Here is a 15,114-nt window from a genome sequence, read left to right as displayed (position 1 = left end):
GCAAGCCGAGCGGCCATCCCCGGTCGCCGATCATCCACGTTGAAAACAGCACCCCACGAATGAACCTGACCGAACTGAAGCGGATGTCCGCTGCCGATCTCGTCGCCTTTGCTGAAGAAAAAGGCATCGAGAACATGTCTCGCGCCCGCAAGCAGGACATCATATTTGCCCTGCTCAAAGCCCACGCCAAAAGCGGCGAAGCCATCTACGGTGACGGAGTCCTGGAGATCCTCTCCGACGGCTTCGGATTCCTGCGCAGCGCCGACAGCTCCTACCAGGCCGGGCCGGACGACGTCTACGTCTCCCCCAGCCAGATCCGGCGCTTCGGGCTGCGCACCGGCGACACCATCGCCGGCAAGATCCGCCCGCCGAAGGACAACGAGCGCTACTTCGCCCTGCTGAAGGTCGCGGAGATCAACTTCGAGCCGCCGGAGAATGCCCGACACAAGGTGCTGTTCGAGAACCTCACGCCGCTGCACCCCTCCGAGCGCATGCGCATGGAGCGCGGCAACGGCTCCACCGAAGACATCACCGCCCGCGTCATCGACATCGTGTCGCCGTTCGGAAAGGGCCAACGTGGCCTGATCGTCTCCCCGCCCAAGGCGGGCAAGACGCTGATGCTGCAGAACATCGCCCAGAGCATCGCGACCAACTACCCCGAGTGCTACCTGATCGTACTGCTGATCGACGAGCGCCCGGAAGAAGTGACCGAGATGGACCGCATGGTCCAGGGCGAGGTGGTCTCCTCCACCTTCGACGAACCGGCCCAGCGCCATGTGCAGGTCGCCGAGATGGTGATCGAGAAGGCCAAGCGCCTGGTCGAGCACAAACGCGACGTGGTCATCCTGCTGGACTCGATCACCCGCCTGGCGCGCGCCTACAACACCGTCGCACCCAGCTCCGGCAAGGTGCTGACCGGCGGTGTGGACGCCAACGCCCTGCACCGCCCGAAGCGCTTCTTCGGTGCCGCGCGCAACGTGGAGGAAGGCGGCAGCCTGACCATCCTCGCCACCGCGCTGGTCGAGACCGGGTCGAAGATGGACGAGGTGATCTACGAAGAGTTCAAGGGCACCGGCAACATGGAAGTGCACCTGGAGCGCCGCATCGCCGAGAAGCGCATCTACCCGGCGATCAACGTGAACCGCTCCGGCACCCGTCGCGAAGAACTACTGACCGCGCCGGACGAGCTGCAAAAGCTCTGGATCCTGCGCAAGTTCCTGCACGGCATGGACGACATCGAGGCGATGGAATTCCTGCTCGGCCGCATGCAGTCCTCGAAGACCAACTCCGAGTTCTTCGACCAGATGAAGCGCAGCTGACGGAAAGCCGGCTCCGCCCGCCTTTCGTCAGCGCGAGCGCGGCAATCTCCAGAGCCGCGCCAGGCGCGCGCCGCGCAAGGACGGCGTATCAGCCAGGCACCGGCTCGAAGCTGACCAGGCGGTCCAGCCGCCACCACTGCCGCCGACCCTCGGTGTCGCGCAGTATCAGATATTCGGCCCCGCGCCGCGTGCGCAGATCCAGCGGCCGCACCACCGCGATCCGATCCATTTCGCCCCGGCGCCAGTGGGTACGCAGGTGCTGCCCGCGCAGGATCGCGAGCTCCAGTTCGGAATAGCGTTCACAGGCAATCGGGGTATACGGTGGGGTCACGCTCATTCCCCCTCCCGAATGGCTTCTACCTGCGGGATCTCGGCATCCGGGGCCTCGACACGCCGAAACACGATCGGCGCGCAGCACACCCCGCAGTCTTCGATCCATTCACCGTCCGCGCTGACCATGTCCACCGTCGTCTCGCCCGGTTCGCCACACCAGGGGCAGGTAAAGCCGACAAACTCCACCGGTCGCATCACCGCACCTCCTCCGGACCCACAATTACCTGGGTCCCGGCTGTCACATCCGCCGCATCCGTCGGCAAAAACCGCTCCAGAATCTCATTGAGAAAGGCCAGCCCTTGTTCCGTCGGCTGCAGGCGCTGCGGATCGGATACCAGCAGACCCTCCGTCCGCAACGCGCCCAGTGCCGGTTCCAGCGTAGTCAGGTCCAGACCGCAGCGTTCTTCGAAGCGATGCGCGGACACCCCCTCCACCAGACGCAACGCATTGAGCATAAATTCGAACGGGAGCTCGGCCTCGGGGACCGCCTGGTCGCGGTGCTGGTCGGGCGTCTCCAGGTAGGCCGCGGGCTGGCGCGGCTTGGTCCGCCGCAGCACCCGCCCCTGGGACGGCAACGTCAGCTTGCCGTGCGCCCCGGCCCCGATACCGAGGTAGTCGCCGAACGTCCAGTAATTGCGGTTGTGCCGGCATTCCCGCCCCCTCGTGGCATACGCGGAAACCTCGTATCGAGTATAGCCAGCCGCAGCGAGCACACATTGTCCTTGTGTGAACAATTCCTCGATCGTGGAATCCGGTGGCAACACCGGAGGCCGGGCCGCGAAATAGGTATTCGGCTCCAGGGTCAGCTGATACCAGGAAATGTGCTCGGGTTCCTGTTCGATCGCGGCCCGGAGATCCGCCAGCCCTGCCTCGACAGACTGCTGCGGCAGGCCGAACATGAGATCCAGGTTGATGTTGTCGAACCCCGCGCCGCGGGCATGCTCGACCGCGGCATGGGCCTCGGCCCCGCCGTGGATGCGTCCCAGGCGCTCGAGCATGACGTCGTCGAAGCTCTGGATGCCCAGCGACAGCCGGTTGACCCCGGCCTCGCGGTAACCACGGAAGTAGGCGCGGTCCGCGGTCCCGGGGTTGGCCTCCAGCGTGATCTCGGCATCCGCGCGCAGGGGCAGCCGCGCACGCATTCCGGAGAGCAGATCGGCCAGCGCCTCGGGCGGGAACAGGCTGGGCGTGCCGCCGCCGATGAACACGCTGTCCACGCGCCGCCCCCAGACATCCGGCAGCTGCGACTCGAGGTCGCGCATCAGCGCCTCGACATACGCGTCGAACGGGGCCTCGCCCCGCGGCTCGTGGGAGTTGAAATCGCAGTACGGGCACTTGCGCACGCACCAGGGCAGGTGCACGTACAGGGCCAGCGGGATCGGGGATATGTTCATCCCGGGAGCATAGGTGCCGGCTCAGTGATCGGCACGTTCCCGCAGTTGCGTCACCAGTTTGGCCAGGGCCTGACCGCGATGGCTCAGGCGATTCTTCGTCTCCGGGGGCAATTCGGCCGAGGTGCAGCCCTCCTCCGGTACAAAGAACAGCGGGTCATAGCCGAACCCGTTGGCACCGCTGGGCTGCTCGACGATGCGGCCCGGCCAGACACCCTCGGCGATCAGCGGAGAAGGGTCCTCGGCGTGGTCCAGAAACACAACAACCGCGCGAAACCGCGCGGTTCGCTGCGCCTCGGGAACGCCCGCGAGCGCCTCCAGCAGCCTGGCGTTGTTCGCGGCATCGTCCGCCTCCGGCCCTGCATAACGTGCGGAGTAGATGCCCGGCTGGCCACGCAGGGCATCGACCTCCAGGCCGGAGTCATCGGCAATCGCGGGCAGGCCGGTATGCTGCGCGGCGTTGCGCGCCTTGAGGATCGCGTTCTCGACGAAGGTCAGCCCGGTTTCGTCGGCCTCGGGCACCGCGTGTTCCGACTGCGGCTCGATCGCCAGCCCCAGCGGTTCCAGCAGGGCCCGGATCTCGCGCAGCTTGCCGGGATTGCCGGTGGCGAGGACGACGCGACGGGAGGAGTCCATGATCAGCCCTCGGCCAGCGCCGCCCGCTGGGCCTCGACGATCTGCTGGATGCCCTTCTCGCCGAGATCCAGCATCTGGTTGAGCTCGTCGCGGCGGAAGGCATGGCCCTCGGCCGTCCCCTGGATCTCGATCACGCCGCCGGCCTCGTTCATCACCAGGTTCAGGTCGGTCTCGGCCTGGGAGTCCTCGTCGTAATCGAGATCGAGTACCGACGTGCCGTTAAAGATGCCCACGGAGATCGCCGCGAGGTGCCCGTGCAGCGGGTCCTTGCGGATCATGCCCTGCTCGCGCGCCTTGCGGATCGCGTCGCGCAGGGCGACATAGGCACCACTGATCGAGGCGGTACGGGTCCCGCCATCGGCCTGGATCACGTCACAGTCGACAATAATCTGGCGCTCGCCCAGCGCCTCGAGATCGACCACGGCGCGCAGGGAACGGCCGATCAGGCGCTGGATCTCCATGGTGCGTCCGCCCAGCTTGCCTCGCGCCGCCTCGCGCGCCATGCGGTCATGCGTCGAGCGGGGCAGCATGCTGTACTCCGCCGTTACCCAGCCGCGGCCTTTGTTCTTCAGCCACGGCGGCACGCGCGACTCGATGGTCGCGTTGCACAGCACCCGCGTGTCCCCGAACTCCACCAGCACGGAGCCCTCCGCGTGCCGGGTGAAATGGCGGGTAAAACGCACCGGACGCATCTCGTCGGCTTGTCGGCCACTGGGTCGCATGCTTCATCCTTGCTAGATTGGGGAGGCGCGCAGTATACGGGAGACGAGGGAGGCTCTGATATGAGCGTCTTCCCGGCGAGGGGGTTGCCGCGACCAGGCGCGGTGGCGGGCTCCGACGAAACATCCACGCGCAGGGCTATCACAAGGGGACTTTATGATCGCGAGCATGACGGGCTTTGCCCGGCAGCCAATGACGCTGGACGAGGGGGCCTACGACTGGGAGCTGAAAAGCGTCAACCACCGTTATCTCGAGTTGCGCATCCATCTGCCGGAGGCCCTGCGTGCGCTGGAGCCCGAGGTGCGCAGTCGTCTCAAGAAGCACCTGGCGCGCGGCAAGATCGATGTAGTGCTGCGCGACCGTGGCCAGTCGGGTGCCTCGCCCACCGCATTTGATGCGGACCGCGTGCGGTCGCTCATCAATGCAACCGAGTCGATCGCCGACATCATGAAGCACGATGCCAGCGTTTCGCCGCTGGACATCCTGGCCTGGCCGGGTGTGCTGGAGGGCGCCAAAGTCGATCCCGACCGCCTCGCTGCTCCTGTTCTTGCCGGGCTCGATACCGCGATCGATGCCCTCGTCGCGATGCGCGAAACCGAGGGCCAGGAGCTGGCCAATGGCCTGCGCGAACGGCTGGAGGCCGTGGCCGAGCATGTCGCCTTCATCCGCGAGCGGCGTGAGCCTATGCTGGCCGAGCAGCGCGAACGCACCCTTGCCCGCATCAACGAGCTGGACCTGAGCCTGGACCCGAAGCGACTGGAGCAGGAGGTTGCGTTGCTGGCGCAGCGGCTGGATATCGCCGAGGAGCTCGACCGTATCGAAGGCCATGTCAAGGCGGTGCGCGACATCCTGACGAATGACGGCCCCAGTGGACGCCGCCTGGATTTCCTGATGCAGGAGTTCAACCGCGAGACGAACACCCTGGCCTCCAAGTCGCATGATCTGGAAATCACCCGTGCCACGGTCGAGATGAAGGTCCTGATCGAGCAGATGCGCGAACAGGTCCAGAACCTCGAATAACCCGGAAACGTCGATGCGTCGCTACCGGGTGCACCTGGCCATCTCGCGCCACGAGATGGAGGACTACTACACCGGGCGCGCGGCGGTCGTCTACGCCGAATCCGAAGGCGGGGTCAGCGTGCAGTTTCCGGCCCGACTGCTGCGCAAGCACCTCGATCAGCGCGGTGTCTATGGCGTGTTCGAGCTGATCACCGACGACCAGCATCGCCTGCTGGATTTTCGCCGACTGGAGCACCGTTAACGTCGGCGTATCGCGTTCTTCACCCCCTTGAAATCCACCCCGCGGCCCCTATCTCCATGGATGAGTCAGAGTTGACACCCGGAAGAGGAGGGTAAAGCCATGACAATGATGCGTTACGAACCGTGGAGCCTGTTGGGTCAGCTGTCGCGCGAACTCGGCCGCATGCCGGATATGCCCGGCACGGACGACTCCGCCGCGACATCCGACTGGGCCCCGGCCGTGGATATCCGCGAAGAGACCGATGCCTACGTACTGCACGCCGACATCCCCGGCGTGGACCCGAAGGACATCGAGCTCAACATGGAAAACGGCGTGCTGACCCTGCGTGGCGAGCGCAGGCACGAAAGCGAAGAGGAACAGAACGGCTACAAGCGGATCGAGCGGGTGCGCGGCACCTTCTTCCGCCGCTTCTCGCTGCCGGACACGGCGGATGCCGAAAACATCTCCGCACGCTCCGAGAACGGAGTGCTGGAGGTCCGCATCCCGAAACAGGCGCGTGTACAGCCGCGGCGGATCGAGATCGCCAGCTGATCCGGCACCATACCCGTCCGCAACCGCTGTGGCTGCGGACGATTCGGGCGCTGCCGGCGCGAGCGGGCGGCGCCCGGTTTTTTGGAAGTCACCAAAGGATGCATGCGAGGCGATTCACAAGACCGATACACGGGTGACAGCCGGATCCCGGCTATGATGGTAAGGATCGGACACGAACCGATTGCCCACGGAGGGATCCGGGTGTCCCCCGAGGATCGGACAGAGGCAACTCCGGGAGTGCAATGGAATACAAGGATTATTACAAAATCCTCGGCGTCAGCCGCGACGCCAGCCAGGACGCCATCAAGAAGGCGTACCGCAAGCTGGCGCGCAAGTATCACCCGGACGTCAGCAAGGACCCGGACGCCGAGGCGCGCATCAAGGAGGTCAACGAGGCCTACGAGGCCCTCGGTGACCCGGAGAAGCGCAAGGCCTACGACCAGCTGGGATCCAACTGGCGCCAGGGGCAGGACTTTCGTCCACCGCCCGGATGGGACGGCTGGACCCAGCACCGTGGCGCCGGCCCGGGAGGCGGGGCCGACTTCGGCGGCTTCTCCGACTTCTTCGAGTCCATCTTCGGCGGTGCCGGGATGGGCGGCGCGGGCCGACGCCGCGGTTCGGGTGGTTTCAACATGCGCGGTGCCGACCGCGAGGGTCGGGTCGAGATCACGCTCGATCAGGCGCTGAAGGGCACCGAGATCTCCGTCAACGACGCCGACGGGCGCGTGCAGCGCGTGCGCATCCCGGCCGGCGCAAAGGACGGCTCGCGCCTGCGCGTGCGCGGTCAGGGCGATCCTGGCGTGGGAACCGGCGGCTCTGGCGACCTGCTGCTGGAGATCCGTATCAAGCCCGACAGCCGCTACCGCGTCGACGGCCGCAACCTCTATCGCGACATCCCGATCACCCCCTGGGAGGCCGCACTGGGTGCCACCATCGAGGTGCCCACCCCGCACGGCTGGGTCAACCTGAAGGTTCCGCCGGGTTCGCAATCCGGCAAGCAGATGCGCCTGAAGGGCAAGGGCCTGCCCGGCAAACCGCCCGGCGACCTGTACCTGAAGCTGATGATCCAGGCCCCGCCCGAGGACGAAGCCGGTGACTGGTACCGCAAGATGGCGGAACAGTCCTCGTTTGCGCCGCGCGCGGGGCTGACCCCGTAACAAGCGAACACCAAGGAGCGCGCATGCGTCGGCTGGTCTCTTTTTTGATTCTGCTGTCGACCCTGGCCTGGGCCGGCCCGGCGCTGGCACAGCTCCCCGCCGAAGTCGACGGCCAGCCCCTGCCCTCGCTGGCCCCGATGCTGGAGCGCACCATCCCCGGCGTCGTCAATATCGCCACCCGCGCCCGCGTGGTGGAGTCCGTCAGCCCGCTGTTCGACGATCCCTTTTTCCGCCGTTTCTTCGACCTGCCGGAGCGCCAGCGTGAACGCGAGCGCCAGGGGCTCGGTTCAGGCGTGATCGTGGATGCGGCCGAAGGCACCATCCTGACCAACAGCCATGTGATCGCGCGCGCGGACGAGATCCTCGTCACCCTGTATGACGGCCGCCAGTACGAGGCGGAGGTGGTCGGTACCGACCCGGCGACCGATGTGGCCGTGATCCGCATCGACGCCGAGAACCTGCGCGCCATCCCGCTGGCGGACTCCGATGCCCTGCGCGTCGGCGACTTCGTGGTCGCGATCGGCAACCCGTTCGGCCTCGGCCAGACGGTCACCAGTGGCATCGTCTCCGCGCTGGGGCGCAGCGGACTCGGCGGCTCCGGCTTCGAGGACTTCATCCAGACCGACGCCTCCATCAACCCAGGCAACTCGGGCGGGGCGCTGGTGAACCTGCGCGGGGAACTGGTCGGCATCAACACCGCCATCCTGGCGCGTGGTGGCGGCAACATCGGTATCGGCTTCGCGATCCCGACCAACATGGCGCGCCAGATCCAGGACCTGCTGGTGGCCGACGGCCGCGTCGAGCGCGGCGCGCTGGGCGTCGGCTTCCAGGACCTGACGCCAGCGCTGGCGCAGGCCTTCGATCTCGACGTCAGCCAGGGCGCGGTCATTACCGACGTGCAACCTGACTCCGCCGCGAGCCGCGCCGGCATGGAGGCCGGCGACGTGGTGCTGAAAGTCGACGGACAAGCGGTACGCAATGCGGCCGACCTGCGCAATCGTCTGGGCCTGCTGCGTGTGGGAAGCGAGGTGAGACTGGATATCCTGCGCGACGGGCGCGAGCGCACCCTGACCGCGCGCCTGGAACGCCCCGAGGTCCGTCAGGCCGAGGGCGCGGCGATTCACCCACGGTTGGAGGGCGTGCGCCTGGCGGAGCACACACCGCCCGGTGCCAGCCGCAGCCGTGTCGTGATCATCGACGTGGAGGCGGGCACCCCGGGCGCCCGAGCGGGGCTTCGCCCCGGCGACGTGCTGCTGGCCGTCAACCGCCAGCGCGTTGAGCACCTGGCCGATCTGCCACGCCAACTATCGCCGCATCAGGCATTGGAGCTGCAGTTGCGCCGCGGCAACCAGACGCTCTACCTGACTCTGCGCTAAAGCCCCCTTCCGGCTTTGGCAGAGCTTCGCCTGCAAGCGGGCTCCCACAAGGGTTCTTCCGCCGCGTGCGGTGGAAGGATCAGAAGCCGGGAGTGTTTTTCTCGACCCAGCGGTCGCTGCCGTCGGCGAGGCGTTCGCGCTTCCAGAACGGGGCCTCGTGCTTGAGGCGCTCCAGGATGTCGGAGCAGGCATCGCGCGCGGCGATCCGGTGCGCGGACCAGGTGGCCACCAGGACCAGGGCATCGCCGGGTCGCACGTCCCCTACACGATGTGCGACCAGGCAGCCCAGCAGCGGCCAGCGCGACTCGGCCTCGGCGACGATGCGTTCCAGTTCGCGTTCGGTCATGCCGGGATAGTGCTCCAGGAACAGCCCGGTCACGGTGTCATCCTCGTTGAAGTCGCGCATGCGCCCGACAAACACGCTGGCCGCGCCGCGCGCCTGGGCCGGGATGTCCCGCTCGGCACGGGCGACCAGCGCCCAGGGGTCGAAGTCTTCGCTGTAGAGTTCGACGGCCACCCTAGCCCCCGGTCACCGGCGGGAAATACGCGACCTCGTCACCATCCCGCACAAGCGTATCCAGCGCGGCCTGCTCCTGGTTGACCGCCACCATCAGGCGTTCCGGCGGCGCATCACCATGCAGATGCCGCCAGAGATCGCCCACGGAGATCGATTCGGTAGGCAGCTCTGCGGTCTCGTCGGCGCGGCCCATTTCCTCGCGCAGACGTGCAAAGTAGTGAACAGTTACGGTCATGCGGGCCCCTGTCATCACGGGTTCAAGTCAAGCATTATAGCGACGATGAACGATCTCACTCACTTCGATGACGAAGGCCATGCGCATATGGTCGACGTCGGCGACAAGTCGGTCACTCACCGGGTGGCGATTGCCGAAGGCCGCATTCACATGCAACCGGAGACGCTCCAGCGCATCCGCGAAGGCCGTCATACCAAGGGGGATGTTCTGGGGATCGCCCGCGTCGCGGGTATCATGGGGGCCAAACGTACCGGTGAGCTGATCCCCCTGTGCCACCCGATCGGCCTGACGCGGGTGGCCCTGGAACTGGATATCGAGAGTACCGCCGTCCGCGTGCAGGCGACCTGCGAGGTCCACGCCAAGACCGGTGTGGAGATGGAGGCCCTGACCGCGGTCTCCACCGCGCTGCTGACGGTGTATGACATGTGCAAGGCCGTGGACCGCGGCATGGTGATCGATGGCGTGCGCCTGCTGGAAAAGCGCGGCGGCCGCAGCGGCACCTGGAGGGCGGACACGACGCAAGGAGACACCTGATGAAATGGATCAAGCGCCTGCTGGCCCTGATCGCGATCCTGTTGCTACTGGCCGTGATTGTCGCCGTCTACCTGGTCGCGACTTTCGACGCCAACGACTACAAGGAGCGCATCGAGGCTGAAGTCCGCGATGCTACCGGTCGCGAACTGACCCTGGAGGGCCCAATAGGCCTGACGTTCTTCCCCAACCTCGGCCTGCGCCTGGAAGAAGTGCGCTTCGGCAATGCCGAAGGCTTCGGCGACGAGCCGTTCGCCGAACTCGACGTGGTGGATGTGTCGGTCGCCGTGCTGCCGTTGCTGCGCCGCGAGCTGGATGTCCAGCACATTGAAGGCGATGGCGTCCGCCTGAACCTGGCACGTGACGAAGACGGGCGCACCAACTGGGACGACCTTACCGAGCGCGCCGAGCAGGCCCGCGACGAAGCCGTTACCGGCGACAATGGCGAGGAACGCACCACCACCGAATCCCGCCTGGCGATGGAGCGCATCGGCATTGCCGGCGTAACCCTGACCAACACCCGGGTGAACTGGGATGACCGCATGACCGGGCTGGAAGCCACGCTGGATCCGTTCCGGCTGCAAGTCGGGCGTTTCCGCCCCGGCGTGGAAACGCCGCTGGAGATGGAGGCCGTGGTCAATGCCGAAGGCGGCAACCTGGAGGAGCCGGTGGAATTCGCGATGGACCTGGAAGGCCTGCTGAATGTGGACCTTCTGAGTAATCGTTATTCGATCCGTCGACTGAACGCGACCTTCGGCGTGGAAGGGGCGGGCTTGCCGCGCCCTGTCGGCTTCACGCTGGAAACCGACGTGGCACTCGAACTGGCCGACAAGACCAGCATGCGCTTCGAACGCGTGACGGTGGGCCTGGCAGATATGCGCGTGACCGGTTTTGCCGAGCTGACCGGTCTGGACGCCAGCGAAGACCTTGCCGTACGCAGCGAACTGCGCAGCAATACCTTCTCGCTGCCAGCCCTGATGGAAGACCTGGGCTACGAGCCGCCGCAAACCAACGATCCGGATGCCCTCAAGCACGTCGCCCTGGACCTGTCAGCGACGGGAAGCCTCACCTCGCTGGAGCTGCGGCCCTTCCTGGTGACCATCGACGACACCCGGCTGACCGGCAACGCCCGCTGGGATACCAGTGGCGAACGTCCGCTGTTCGACTTCGACCTGAGCGGCAACGAATTCAATCTTGACCGCTACCTGCCGCCGGAGGTGGAGCGGGCCCGCACCGAAGGGGGCCCCTCCAATGGCGAACGCGACGACGATGACGACATCGCCATCGAGCTTCCCGTTGAACTGCTGCGCGGGATCGACGTACGGGGCGAGATGGCGCTGGAGCGTCTGGACGCCCTGGGCATGGTGATGCGCAACATCCAGCTCGAAATCCGCGCCAACGAAGGCGACTGGCGTATCGAGCCGCTGGAGGCTCAGGCCTATGACGGCCAGCTGACCAGTCGAGTGCGCGTGGACGTGCGCGAGGATACGCCACGCTACGAACTCGCGGCGGATCTGTCCGAGCTGGACATCGGCGCGCTGCTGGAAGACATGCAGGGCGACGAGGCACGACTTATGGGCATGGGCGACCTGGAGCTGGACATCGCCACCCGGGGCAACACCGTCAATGCCCTGCGCAGTGCGCTGAACGGCTCCGGCTCCCTGGCGTTCTCCGACGGTGCCGTGCGCGGTATTAACGTCGCCCAGGTAATCCGTCGCGCAGAGGCGCGCCTGCGTGGCGAACGCCTGGAAGAGGACGAACCCAACCAGACCGACTTCAGCGATCTGACCGCTACCTTCGACATTCGCGACGGCGTCGTGAACAGCGACGACCTGGAGGGCAACTCCCCTCTCCTGCGCGTGCGTGGCGAGGGCAGTGCGGACCTGACGGACGACACCCTCGACTACCTCCTGAACACCACCATCGTGGGCACCATCGAGGGCCAGGGCGGCCGCCCCCTGGAAGACCTGAGCGGTATTCGCCTGCCGATCCGCATTACCGGCACCTTCAGCGACCCGAGCTTTCGCCTCGACCTGGAAGACATCCTGCGCGAGCGCTTCGAGGGCGATGTCCGCGACCGCCTGCGCGAAGAAGAAGACCGCCTGCGGGACCGCCTGATGCAGCGCCTCGACAGCGGCAGCCGCGACGATGCGGAAGGCGAGACCGAAGAGTCCGGCGAGCGCGACCTGCGCCGTGAGCTGGAGCGCGGCCTGCGCGAACGCCTGCGTTAATCGTGTCGGTGCTCCCGGGATTCAAGCGGCCGGCCTTCGGGGCCGGCCGCTTCGTTTCGACACCCCCGCGATGACCCCCTTTGCCGAACGCCTGCTCGGCTGGTTCGACCAGCACGGGCGTAGTGACCTCCCCTGGCAGCACCCGCGCACGCCCTATCGCGTCTGGGTCTCCGAGATCATGCTGCAGCAAACGCGGGTGGAGACGGTGATCCCGTACTTCCAGCGCTTCATGGAGCGCTTCCCCGACGTCGCATCACTCGCGGCCGCCGACCAGGACACGGTCCTGCACCTGTGGTCCGGCCTGGGCTACTACGCCCGAGCCCGCAACCTGCATCGCGCAGCACAGCAGGTCGTCAGCGAGCATGGCGGGACCTTCCCGGATACGCGCGAGGCACTGGAACAGCTCCCCGGCATCGGCCGTTCCACCGCCGCTGCCATCATCGCCCAGGCCCACGACCGCCCGGAACCCATCCTGGATGGCAATGCCAAGCGCGTCCTCGCCCGACATGCGGCGATCGAAGGCTGGCCTGGCAGCCCCGTCGTTCAACGCGAGCTATGGGTCGAGGCCGAGGCACGCACCCCGACTACACGCTGCGCCGACTACACCCAGGCCATCATGGATCTGGGCGCACTGCTGTGCACCCGCTCCCGCCCCGATTGCCCGCAATGTCCCGTGGCCGGCGACTGCCAGGCACTGGCCCAGGATCGGACCGGACAGTTACCCGCGCCGCGCCCGCGCAAGGGCCTGCCCACGCGCATCCGCCACGCGGCCCACCTGCAGACCGAACACGGCAGCCTGCTCGTGCAGCGCGAGGCGCAGGGCATCTGGGGCGGGCTGTACAGCCTCCCGGAAGCCGCGGATGCGCCCGAGCTGGACCAGTGGGTACTCAGCCAGTGGCCCCAGGCCGAGGCAAACGACACGACCGGGCTGCGTCACACCTTCAGCCACTATCACCTTGATCTGCGTATCCACCGCTACCACCTCCCGCCGAACGCGTGTGGGATCATGGAAGGCGAGAGGGCGATTTGGTATAAACCCGGCACATCACGGGCGGTCGGCATCCCGGCCCCCATCCAGCGTTATCTGCACGACTACAAGGATTCCGGCAATGGCACGAACCGTTAACTGCGTGAAGCTTGGCCAGGAGGCCGACGGCCTCGACTACCCGCCCTACCCGGGCGAGATGGGCAAGAAGATCTACCTGAACGTCTCCAAGGAAGCCTGGAATGCCTGGCTGGCGCACCAGACCATGCTGATCAACGAATACCGCCTGACCCCGGTCGACCCCAAGGCGCGCAAGTTCCTCGAAGAGGAAATGGAAAAATTCCTGTTCGGAGATGGCTCGGAAAAGCCGGAAGGCTTCGTCGACCCGAACCAGTCCTGATTGCGGGCGGTTCGGCCGCGTTTGCTTGACGTGGACGCCCCGGACCGCTTTAATACCGCCCTTCGCCCGAAGGGCGAATCCTTCCGAGAAATGGCCGGGTAGCTCAGTCGGTAGAGCAGGGGATTGAAAATCCCCGTGTCGGCGGTTCGATTCCGTCCCCGGCCACCATTATCTCTCCTGTGGCACCATCCTTCCCATGAGCGTTCGCCGTATCCTGCGCGTGGACCCCCGACCGCGTCGTGCCTTCGGCCTGGTACCTGATCCGACTTTGAGCGTCCCCGAATGGCTTGATGGCTATGCGGCCGACTCATGCTCGACATCCCAGCCCGGGAATACGAGTACGGCGGGGTGGCAGCGCAATGCCCTTGCCAGGACCTTGGCACGATCAACACCGAGTCGTACGCGGTCGTTCTCAATGGCCGAAATGGTCGACTGGGGAATCCCGGAAGCATTCGCCAGATCGTTCTGGCTCATTTCCTGAAGCTCACGCAGGATCCGGACCGATTCGCCAACCGAAACCTCAACCCTCTTGTTTGCCTTGCGATAATCACTCATGTCACGCCCTCCCGTAATCGTGGGGAGTTACCTTCTCGACTTCTACGAGCACCTTGTCCTTCTCCACCCGGTAAATAACGCGGTACTGGATATTCAGTCGCGACGATCGGAAGCCCTTCCACTTGCCCGATAAGGCTTCGTCATTAAAGCCCCGAATATGCCGTAACCCCTGCGGACCGGAGATGGTGACGATGTCCTTCCACTTCTCGTACCGCTTCTGAACTTCAGCAGGCGCGGCCGCCAGGTTCTTTTCTACCCTCTTGTGTTCAAAGACATCCCACATACCAAATAGAGTATGTATGCCAAATATGGTATGTCAACTTTGGCATCCCGACGCGAGGGCGGAAGATACGGCATCGTGGCATCATCCTTCCCATGAGCGTTCGCCGTATCCTGCGCATGGGGCACCCCGACCTGCGTCGCGTCTGCGACCCGGTACCCGACTCGGACTTTGACAGCCCCGGGCTCTACGCTCTGGTGGACGACCTCGTCGATACCATGCACGCCAGCGAAGGCCTCGGCCTAGCTGCTGCCCAGATTGGCGTTCCGCAACGCGTGGCCGTGATCGAGATCCAGCCGGGCAATAGCCGTTACCCCGGCGCCGTGCCGACCGGCCGCCTGACCCTCGTGAATCCGGTGGTCACGGTGCTGGACGCAACCCCGCAGTGCTACTGGGAAGGCTGCCTGTCCGTGCCCGGCCTGCGCGGCGAAGTCGCCCGGCCGTGCCACATCGCCGTGGATTACTGCGAGCCCGGCGGCACGCCCCGCCACCTGGAACCGGAAGGCTTCCTCGCCACCGTGTTCCAACACGAGATCGACCACCTCGACGGCATCCTGTTCATCGATCGCGTCACCGACACCACCCGCCTCGCCTTCCTCGACGAATACCGCGAGTTCCATGCGACACCCTCGCAACAAATTTGAACGCCCGGATCC

20 protein-coding genes and 1 tRNA gene are annotated in these 15,114 nt (G+C 66.0%); 12 read left to right on the top strand and 9 right to left on the bottom strand.

The features are described from left to right. Positions 1 to 59 precede the first annotated feature (59 nt). A complete protein-coding gene (gene rho / locus C935_RS0103845; RefSeq protein WP_018861198.1) occupies positions 60 to 1,319 on the top strand; it encodes a transcription termination factor Rho in 1,260 nt (419 codons plus the stop codon). A gap of 88 nt (positions 1,320 to 1,407) precedes the next feature. On the opposite strand, the gene C935_RS0103840 is transcribed toward rho, so the two are convergent. From C935_RS0103840 to rph, 5 genes are read right to left on the bottom strand one after another with little or no spacing between them, the layout of a single operon-like run. Next, positions 1,408 to 1,656 (bottom strand): transcriptional antiterminator, Rof, encoded by a 249-nt coding sequence (locus tag C935_RS0103840; RefSeq protein ID WP_018861197.1) that lies wholly within the window; start codon positions 1,654 to 1,656, stop codon positions 1,408 to 1,410. Beyond that, the gene (locus C935_RS0103835) at positions 1,653 to 1,847 is read right to left on the bottom strand and encodes a CPXCG motif-containing cysteine-rich protein (protein WP_018861196.1); all 195 of its coding nucleotides are present in this window, start codon (positions 1,845 to 1,847) and stop codon (positions 1,653 to 1,655) included. Before C935_RS0103835 ends, C935_RS0103840 begins: the two co-directional genes overlap by 4 nt. Continuing rightward, the gene (hemW, locus tag C935_RS0103830) at positions 1,847 to 3,046 is read right to left on the bottom strand and encodes a radical SAM family heme chaperone HemW (protein ID WP_018861195.1); all 1,200 of its coding nucleotides are present in this window, start codon (positions 3,044 to 3,046) and stop codon (positions 1,847 to 1,849) included. Before hemW ends, C935_RS0103835 begins: the two co-directional genes overlap by 1 nt. 21 nt (positions 3,047 to 3,067) lie before the next feature. Further along, a complete protein-coding gene (gene rdgB / locus C935_RS0103825) occupies positions 3,068 to 3,679 on the bottom strand; it encodes an RdgB/HAM1 family non-canonical purine NTP pyrophosphatase (RefSeq protein WP_018861194.1) in 612 nt (203 codons plus the stop codon). A gap of 2 nt (positions 3,680 to 3,681) precedes the next feature. After that, on the bottom strand, positions 3,682 to 4,401 hold the full coding sequence (gene rph / locus C935_RS0103820; protein ID WP_018861193.1) for a ribonuclease PH: 720 nt from the start codon (positions 4,399 to 4,401) through the stop codon (positions 3,682 to 3,684). 154 nt (positions 4,402 to 4,555) lie between these two features. On the opposite strand from rph, the gene C935_RS0103815 reads away from it, so the two are divergent. The 5 genes from C935_RS0103815 (at position 4,556) to C935_RS0103795 (ending at position 8,724) form a co-directional block, all read left to right on the top strand. Then, entirely contained in the window at positions 4,556 to 5,419 is an 864-nt protein-coding gene (locus C935_RS0103815; protein WP_018861192.1) for a YicC/YloC family endoribonuclease, read from the top strand. A 13-nt stretch (positions 5,420 to 5,432) separates the two neighbouring features. Beyond that, entirely contained in the window at positions 5,433 to 5,660 is a 228-nt protein-coding gene (locus C935_RS0103810; protein ID WP_018861191.1) for a DUF2835 family protein, read from the top strand. A 99-nt stretch (positions 5,661 to 5,759) separates the two neighbouring features. Then, the gene (locus tag C935_RS0103805) at positions 5,760 to 6,191 is read left to right on the top strand and encodes an Hsp20/alpha crystallin family protein (protein WP_018861190.1); all 432 of its coding nucleotides are present in this window, start codon (positions 5,760 to 5,762) and stop codon (positions 6,189 to 6,191) included. A gap of 242 nt (positions 6,192 to 6,433) precedes the next feature. Then, positions 6,434 to 7,348: a DnaJ C-terminal domain-containing protein gene (locus C935_RS0103800; protein ID WP_018861189.1), complete on the top strand. Its 915-nt coding sequence runs from the start codon at positions 6,434 to 6,436 to the stop codon at positions 7,346 to 7,348. A gap of 23 nt (positions 7,349 to 7,371) precedes the next feature. Beyond that, on the top strand, positions 7,372 to 8,724 hold the full coding sequence (locus C935_RS0103795) for a DegQ family serine endoprotease (RefSeq protein ID WP_018861188.1): 1,353 nt from the start codon (positions 7,372 to 7,374) through the stop codon (positions 8,722 to 8,724). 79 nt (positions 8,725 to 8,803) lie between these two features. On the opposite strand, the gene C935_RS0103790 is transcribed toward C935_RS0103795, so the two are convergent. After that, positions 8,804 to 9,241, bottom strand: coding sequence for a molybdenum cofactor biosynthesis protein MoaE (locus tag C935_RS0103790; protein WP_018861187.1), 438 nt, complete (start codon positions 9,239 to 9,241; stop codon positions 8,804 to 8,806). A gap of 1 nt (position 9,242) precedes the next feature. Further along, positions 9,243 to 9,476, bottom strand: a complete 234-nt coding sequence (gene moaD, locus C935_RS0103785) for a molybdopterin converting factor subunit 1 (protein ID WP_018861186.1) — start codon at positions 9,474 to 9,476, stop codon at positions 9,243 to 9,245. 45 nt (positions 9,477 to 9,521) lie between these two features. Here moaD and moaC point away from each other — a divergent pair, with 45 nt between their 5' ends. The 5 genes from moaC to C935_RS0103760 all read left to right on the top strand — a co-directional run bounded on the left by moaC (position 9,522) and on the right by C935_RS0103760 (position 13,791). Then, positions 9,522 to 10,010, top strand: coding sequence for a cyclic pyranopterin monophosphate synthase MoaC (gene moaC, locus C935_RS0103780; protein WP_018861185.1), 489 nt, complete (start codon positions 9,522 to 9,524; stop codon positions 10,008 to 10,010). After that, entirely contained in the window at positions 10,010 to 12,238 is a 2,229-nt protein-coding gene (locus C935_RS0103775; protein ID WP_018861184.1) for an AsmA family protein, read from the top strand. Before moaC ends, C935_RS0103775 begins: the two co-directional genes overlap by 1 nt. Positions 12,239 to 12,308: 70 nt before the next feature. Next, entirely contained in the window at positions 12,309 to 13,364 is a 1,056-nt protein-coding gene (gene mutY / locus C935_RS0103770; protein WP_018861183.1) for an A/G-specific adenine glycosylase, read from the top strand. Further along, positions 13,348 to 13,623, top strand: a complete 276-nt coding sequence (locus tag C935_RS0103765; RefSeq protein WP_038040088.1) for an oxidative damage protection protein — start codon at positions 13,348 to 13,350, stop codon at positions 13,621 to 13,623. The genes mutY and C935_RS0103765 overlap by 17 nt, the downstream gene beginning before the upstream one ends. Positions 13,624 to 13,715: 92 nt before the next feature. Beyond that, a tRNA-Phe gene (locus C935_RS0103760) sits at positions 13,716 to 13,791 on the top strand. A gap of 126 nt (positions 13,792 to 13,917) precedes the next feature. Here C935_RS0103760 and C935_RS0103755 read toward each other — a convergent pair. Both C935_RS0103755 and C935_RS0103750 read right to left on the bottom strand, forming a co-directional pair. Then, complete coding sequence (locus C935_RS0103755; protein WP_018861181.1) at positions 13,918 to 14,178, bottom strand: helix-turn-helix domain-containing protein; 261 nt, start codon at positions 14,176 to 14,178, stop codon at positions 13,918 to 13,920. A 1-nt stretch (position 14,179) separates the two neighbouring features. Further along, a complete protein-coding gene (locus C935_RS0103750; protein WP_018861180.1) occupies positions 14,180 to 14,461 on the bottom strand; it encodes a type II toxin-antitoxin system mRNA interferase toxin, RelE/StbE family in 282 nt (93 codons plus the stop codon). A gap of 92 nt (positions 14,462 to 14,553) precedes the next feature. Between C935_RS0103750 and def the strand changes: the two genes are divergently transcribed. Continuing rightward, positions 14,554 to 15,102 carry a peptide deformylase gene (def, locus tag C935_RS0103745; RefSeq protein ID WP_018861179.1) on the top strand — a complete coding sequence of 183 codons (549 nt, stop codon included), beginning with the start codon at positions 14,554 to 14,556 and terminating at the stop codon, positions 15,100 to 15,102. Positions 15,103 to 15,114 lie beyond the last annotated feature (12 nt).

It is taken from the genome of Thioalkalivibrio sp. ALJ3, assembly GCF_000377205.1.
Taxonomy (GTDB): domain Bacteria; phylum Pseudomonadota; class Gammaproteobacteria; order Ectothiorhodospirales; family Ectothiorhodospiraceae; genus Thioalkalivibrio.
The sequence above is the reverse complement of the archived record's forward strand: the minus strand, read 5'-3'. Positions and strand labels throughout refer to the sequence as shown.

What these genes read in the sequence shown, in the direction of transcription:
- C935_RS0103765 (WP_038040088.1), top strand. Translation starts at nt 13,348, where the DNA reads ATGGCACGAACCGTTAACTGCGTGAAGCTTGGCCAGGAGGCCGACGGC.
- C935_RS0103795 (WP_018861188.1), top strand. Translation starts at nt 7,372, where the DNA reads ATGCGTCGGCTGGTCTCTTTTTTGATTCTGCTGTCGACCCTGGCCTGG.
- C935_RS0103840 (WP_018861197.1), bottom strand. Translation starts at nt 1,656, where the DNA reads ATGAGCGTGACCCCACCGTATACCCCGATTGCCTGTGAACGCTATTCC.
- C935_RS0103815 (WP_018861192.1), top strand. Translation starts at nt 4,556, where the DNA reads ATGATCGCGAGCATGACGGGCTTTGCCCGGCAGCCAATGACGCTGGAC.
- C935_RS0103835 (WP_018861196.1), bottom strand. Translation starts at nt 1,847, where the DNA reads ATGCGACCGGTGGAGTTTGTCGGCTTTACCTGCCCCTGGTGTGGCGAA.
- moaC (WP_018861185.1), top strand. Translation starts at nt 9,522, where the DNA reads ATGAACGATCTCACTCACTTCGATGACGAAGGCCATGCGCATATGGTC.
- def (WP_018861179.1), top strand. Translation starts at nt 14,554, where the DNA reads ATGAGCGTTCGCCGTATCCTGCGCATGGGGCACCCCGACCTGCGTCGC.
- rdgB (WP_018861194.1), bottom strand. Translation starts at nt 3,679, where the DNA reads ATGGACTCCTCCCGTCGCGTCGTCCTCGCCACCGGCAATCCCGGCAAG.
- hemW (WP_018861195.1), bottom strand. Translation starts at nt 3,046, where the DNA reads ATGAACATATCCCCGATCCCGCTGGCCCTGTACGTGCACCTGCCCTGG.
- C935_RS0103800 (WP_018861189.1), top strand. Translation starts at nt 6,434, where the DNA reads ATGGAATACAAGGATTATTACAAAATCCTCGGCGTCAGCCGCGACGCC.
- C935_RS0103805 (WP_018861190.1), top strand. Translation starts at nt 5,760, where the DNA reads ATGACAATGATGCGTTACGAACCGTGGAGCCTGTTGGGTCAGCTGTCG.
- C935_RS0103755 (WP_018861181.1), bottom strand. Translation starts at nt 14,178, where the DNA reads ATGAGTGATTATCGCAAGGCAAACAAGAGGGTTGAGGTTTCGGTTGGC.
- C935_RS0103750 (WP_018861180.1), bottom strand. Translation starts at nt 14,461, where the DNA reads ATGTGGGATGTCTTTGAACACAAGAGGGTAGAAAAGAACCTGGCGGCC.
- rph (WP_018861193.1), bottom strand. Translation starts at nt 4,401, where the DNA reads ATGCGACCCAGTGGCCGACAAGCCGACGAGATGCGTCCGGTGCGTTTT.
- mutY (WP_018861183.1), top strand. Translation starts at nt 12,309, where the DNA reads ATGACCCCCTTTGCCGAACGCCTGCTCGGCTGGTTCGACCAGCACGGG.
- C935_RS0103775 (WP_018861184.1), top strand. Translation starts at nt 10,010, where the DNA reads ATGAAATGGATCAAGCGCCTGCTGGCCCTGATCGCGATCCTGTTGCTA.
- moaD (WP_018861186.1), bottom strand. Translation starts at nt 9,476, where the DNA reads ATGACCGTAACTGTTCACTACTTTGCACGTCTGCGCGAGGAAATGGGC.
- C935_RS0103810 (WP_018861191.1), top strand. Translation starts at nt 5,433, where the DNA reads ATGCGTCGCTACCGGGTGCACCTGGCCATCTCGCGCCACGAGATGGAG.
- rho (WP_018861198.1), top strand. Translation starts at nt 60, where the DNA reads ATGAACCTGACCGAACTGAAGCGGATGTCCGCTGCCGATCTCGTCGCC.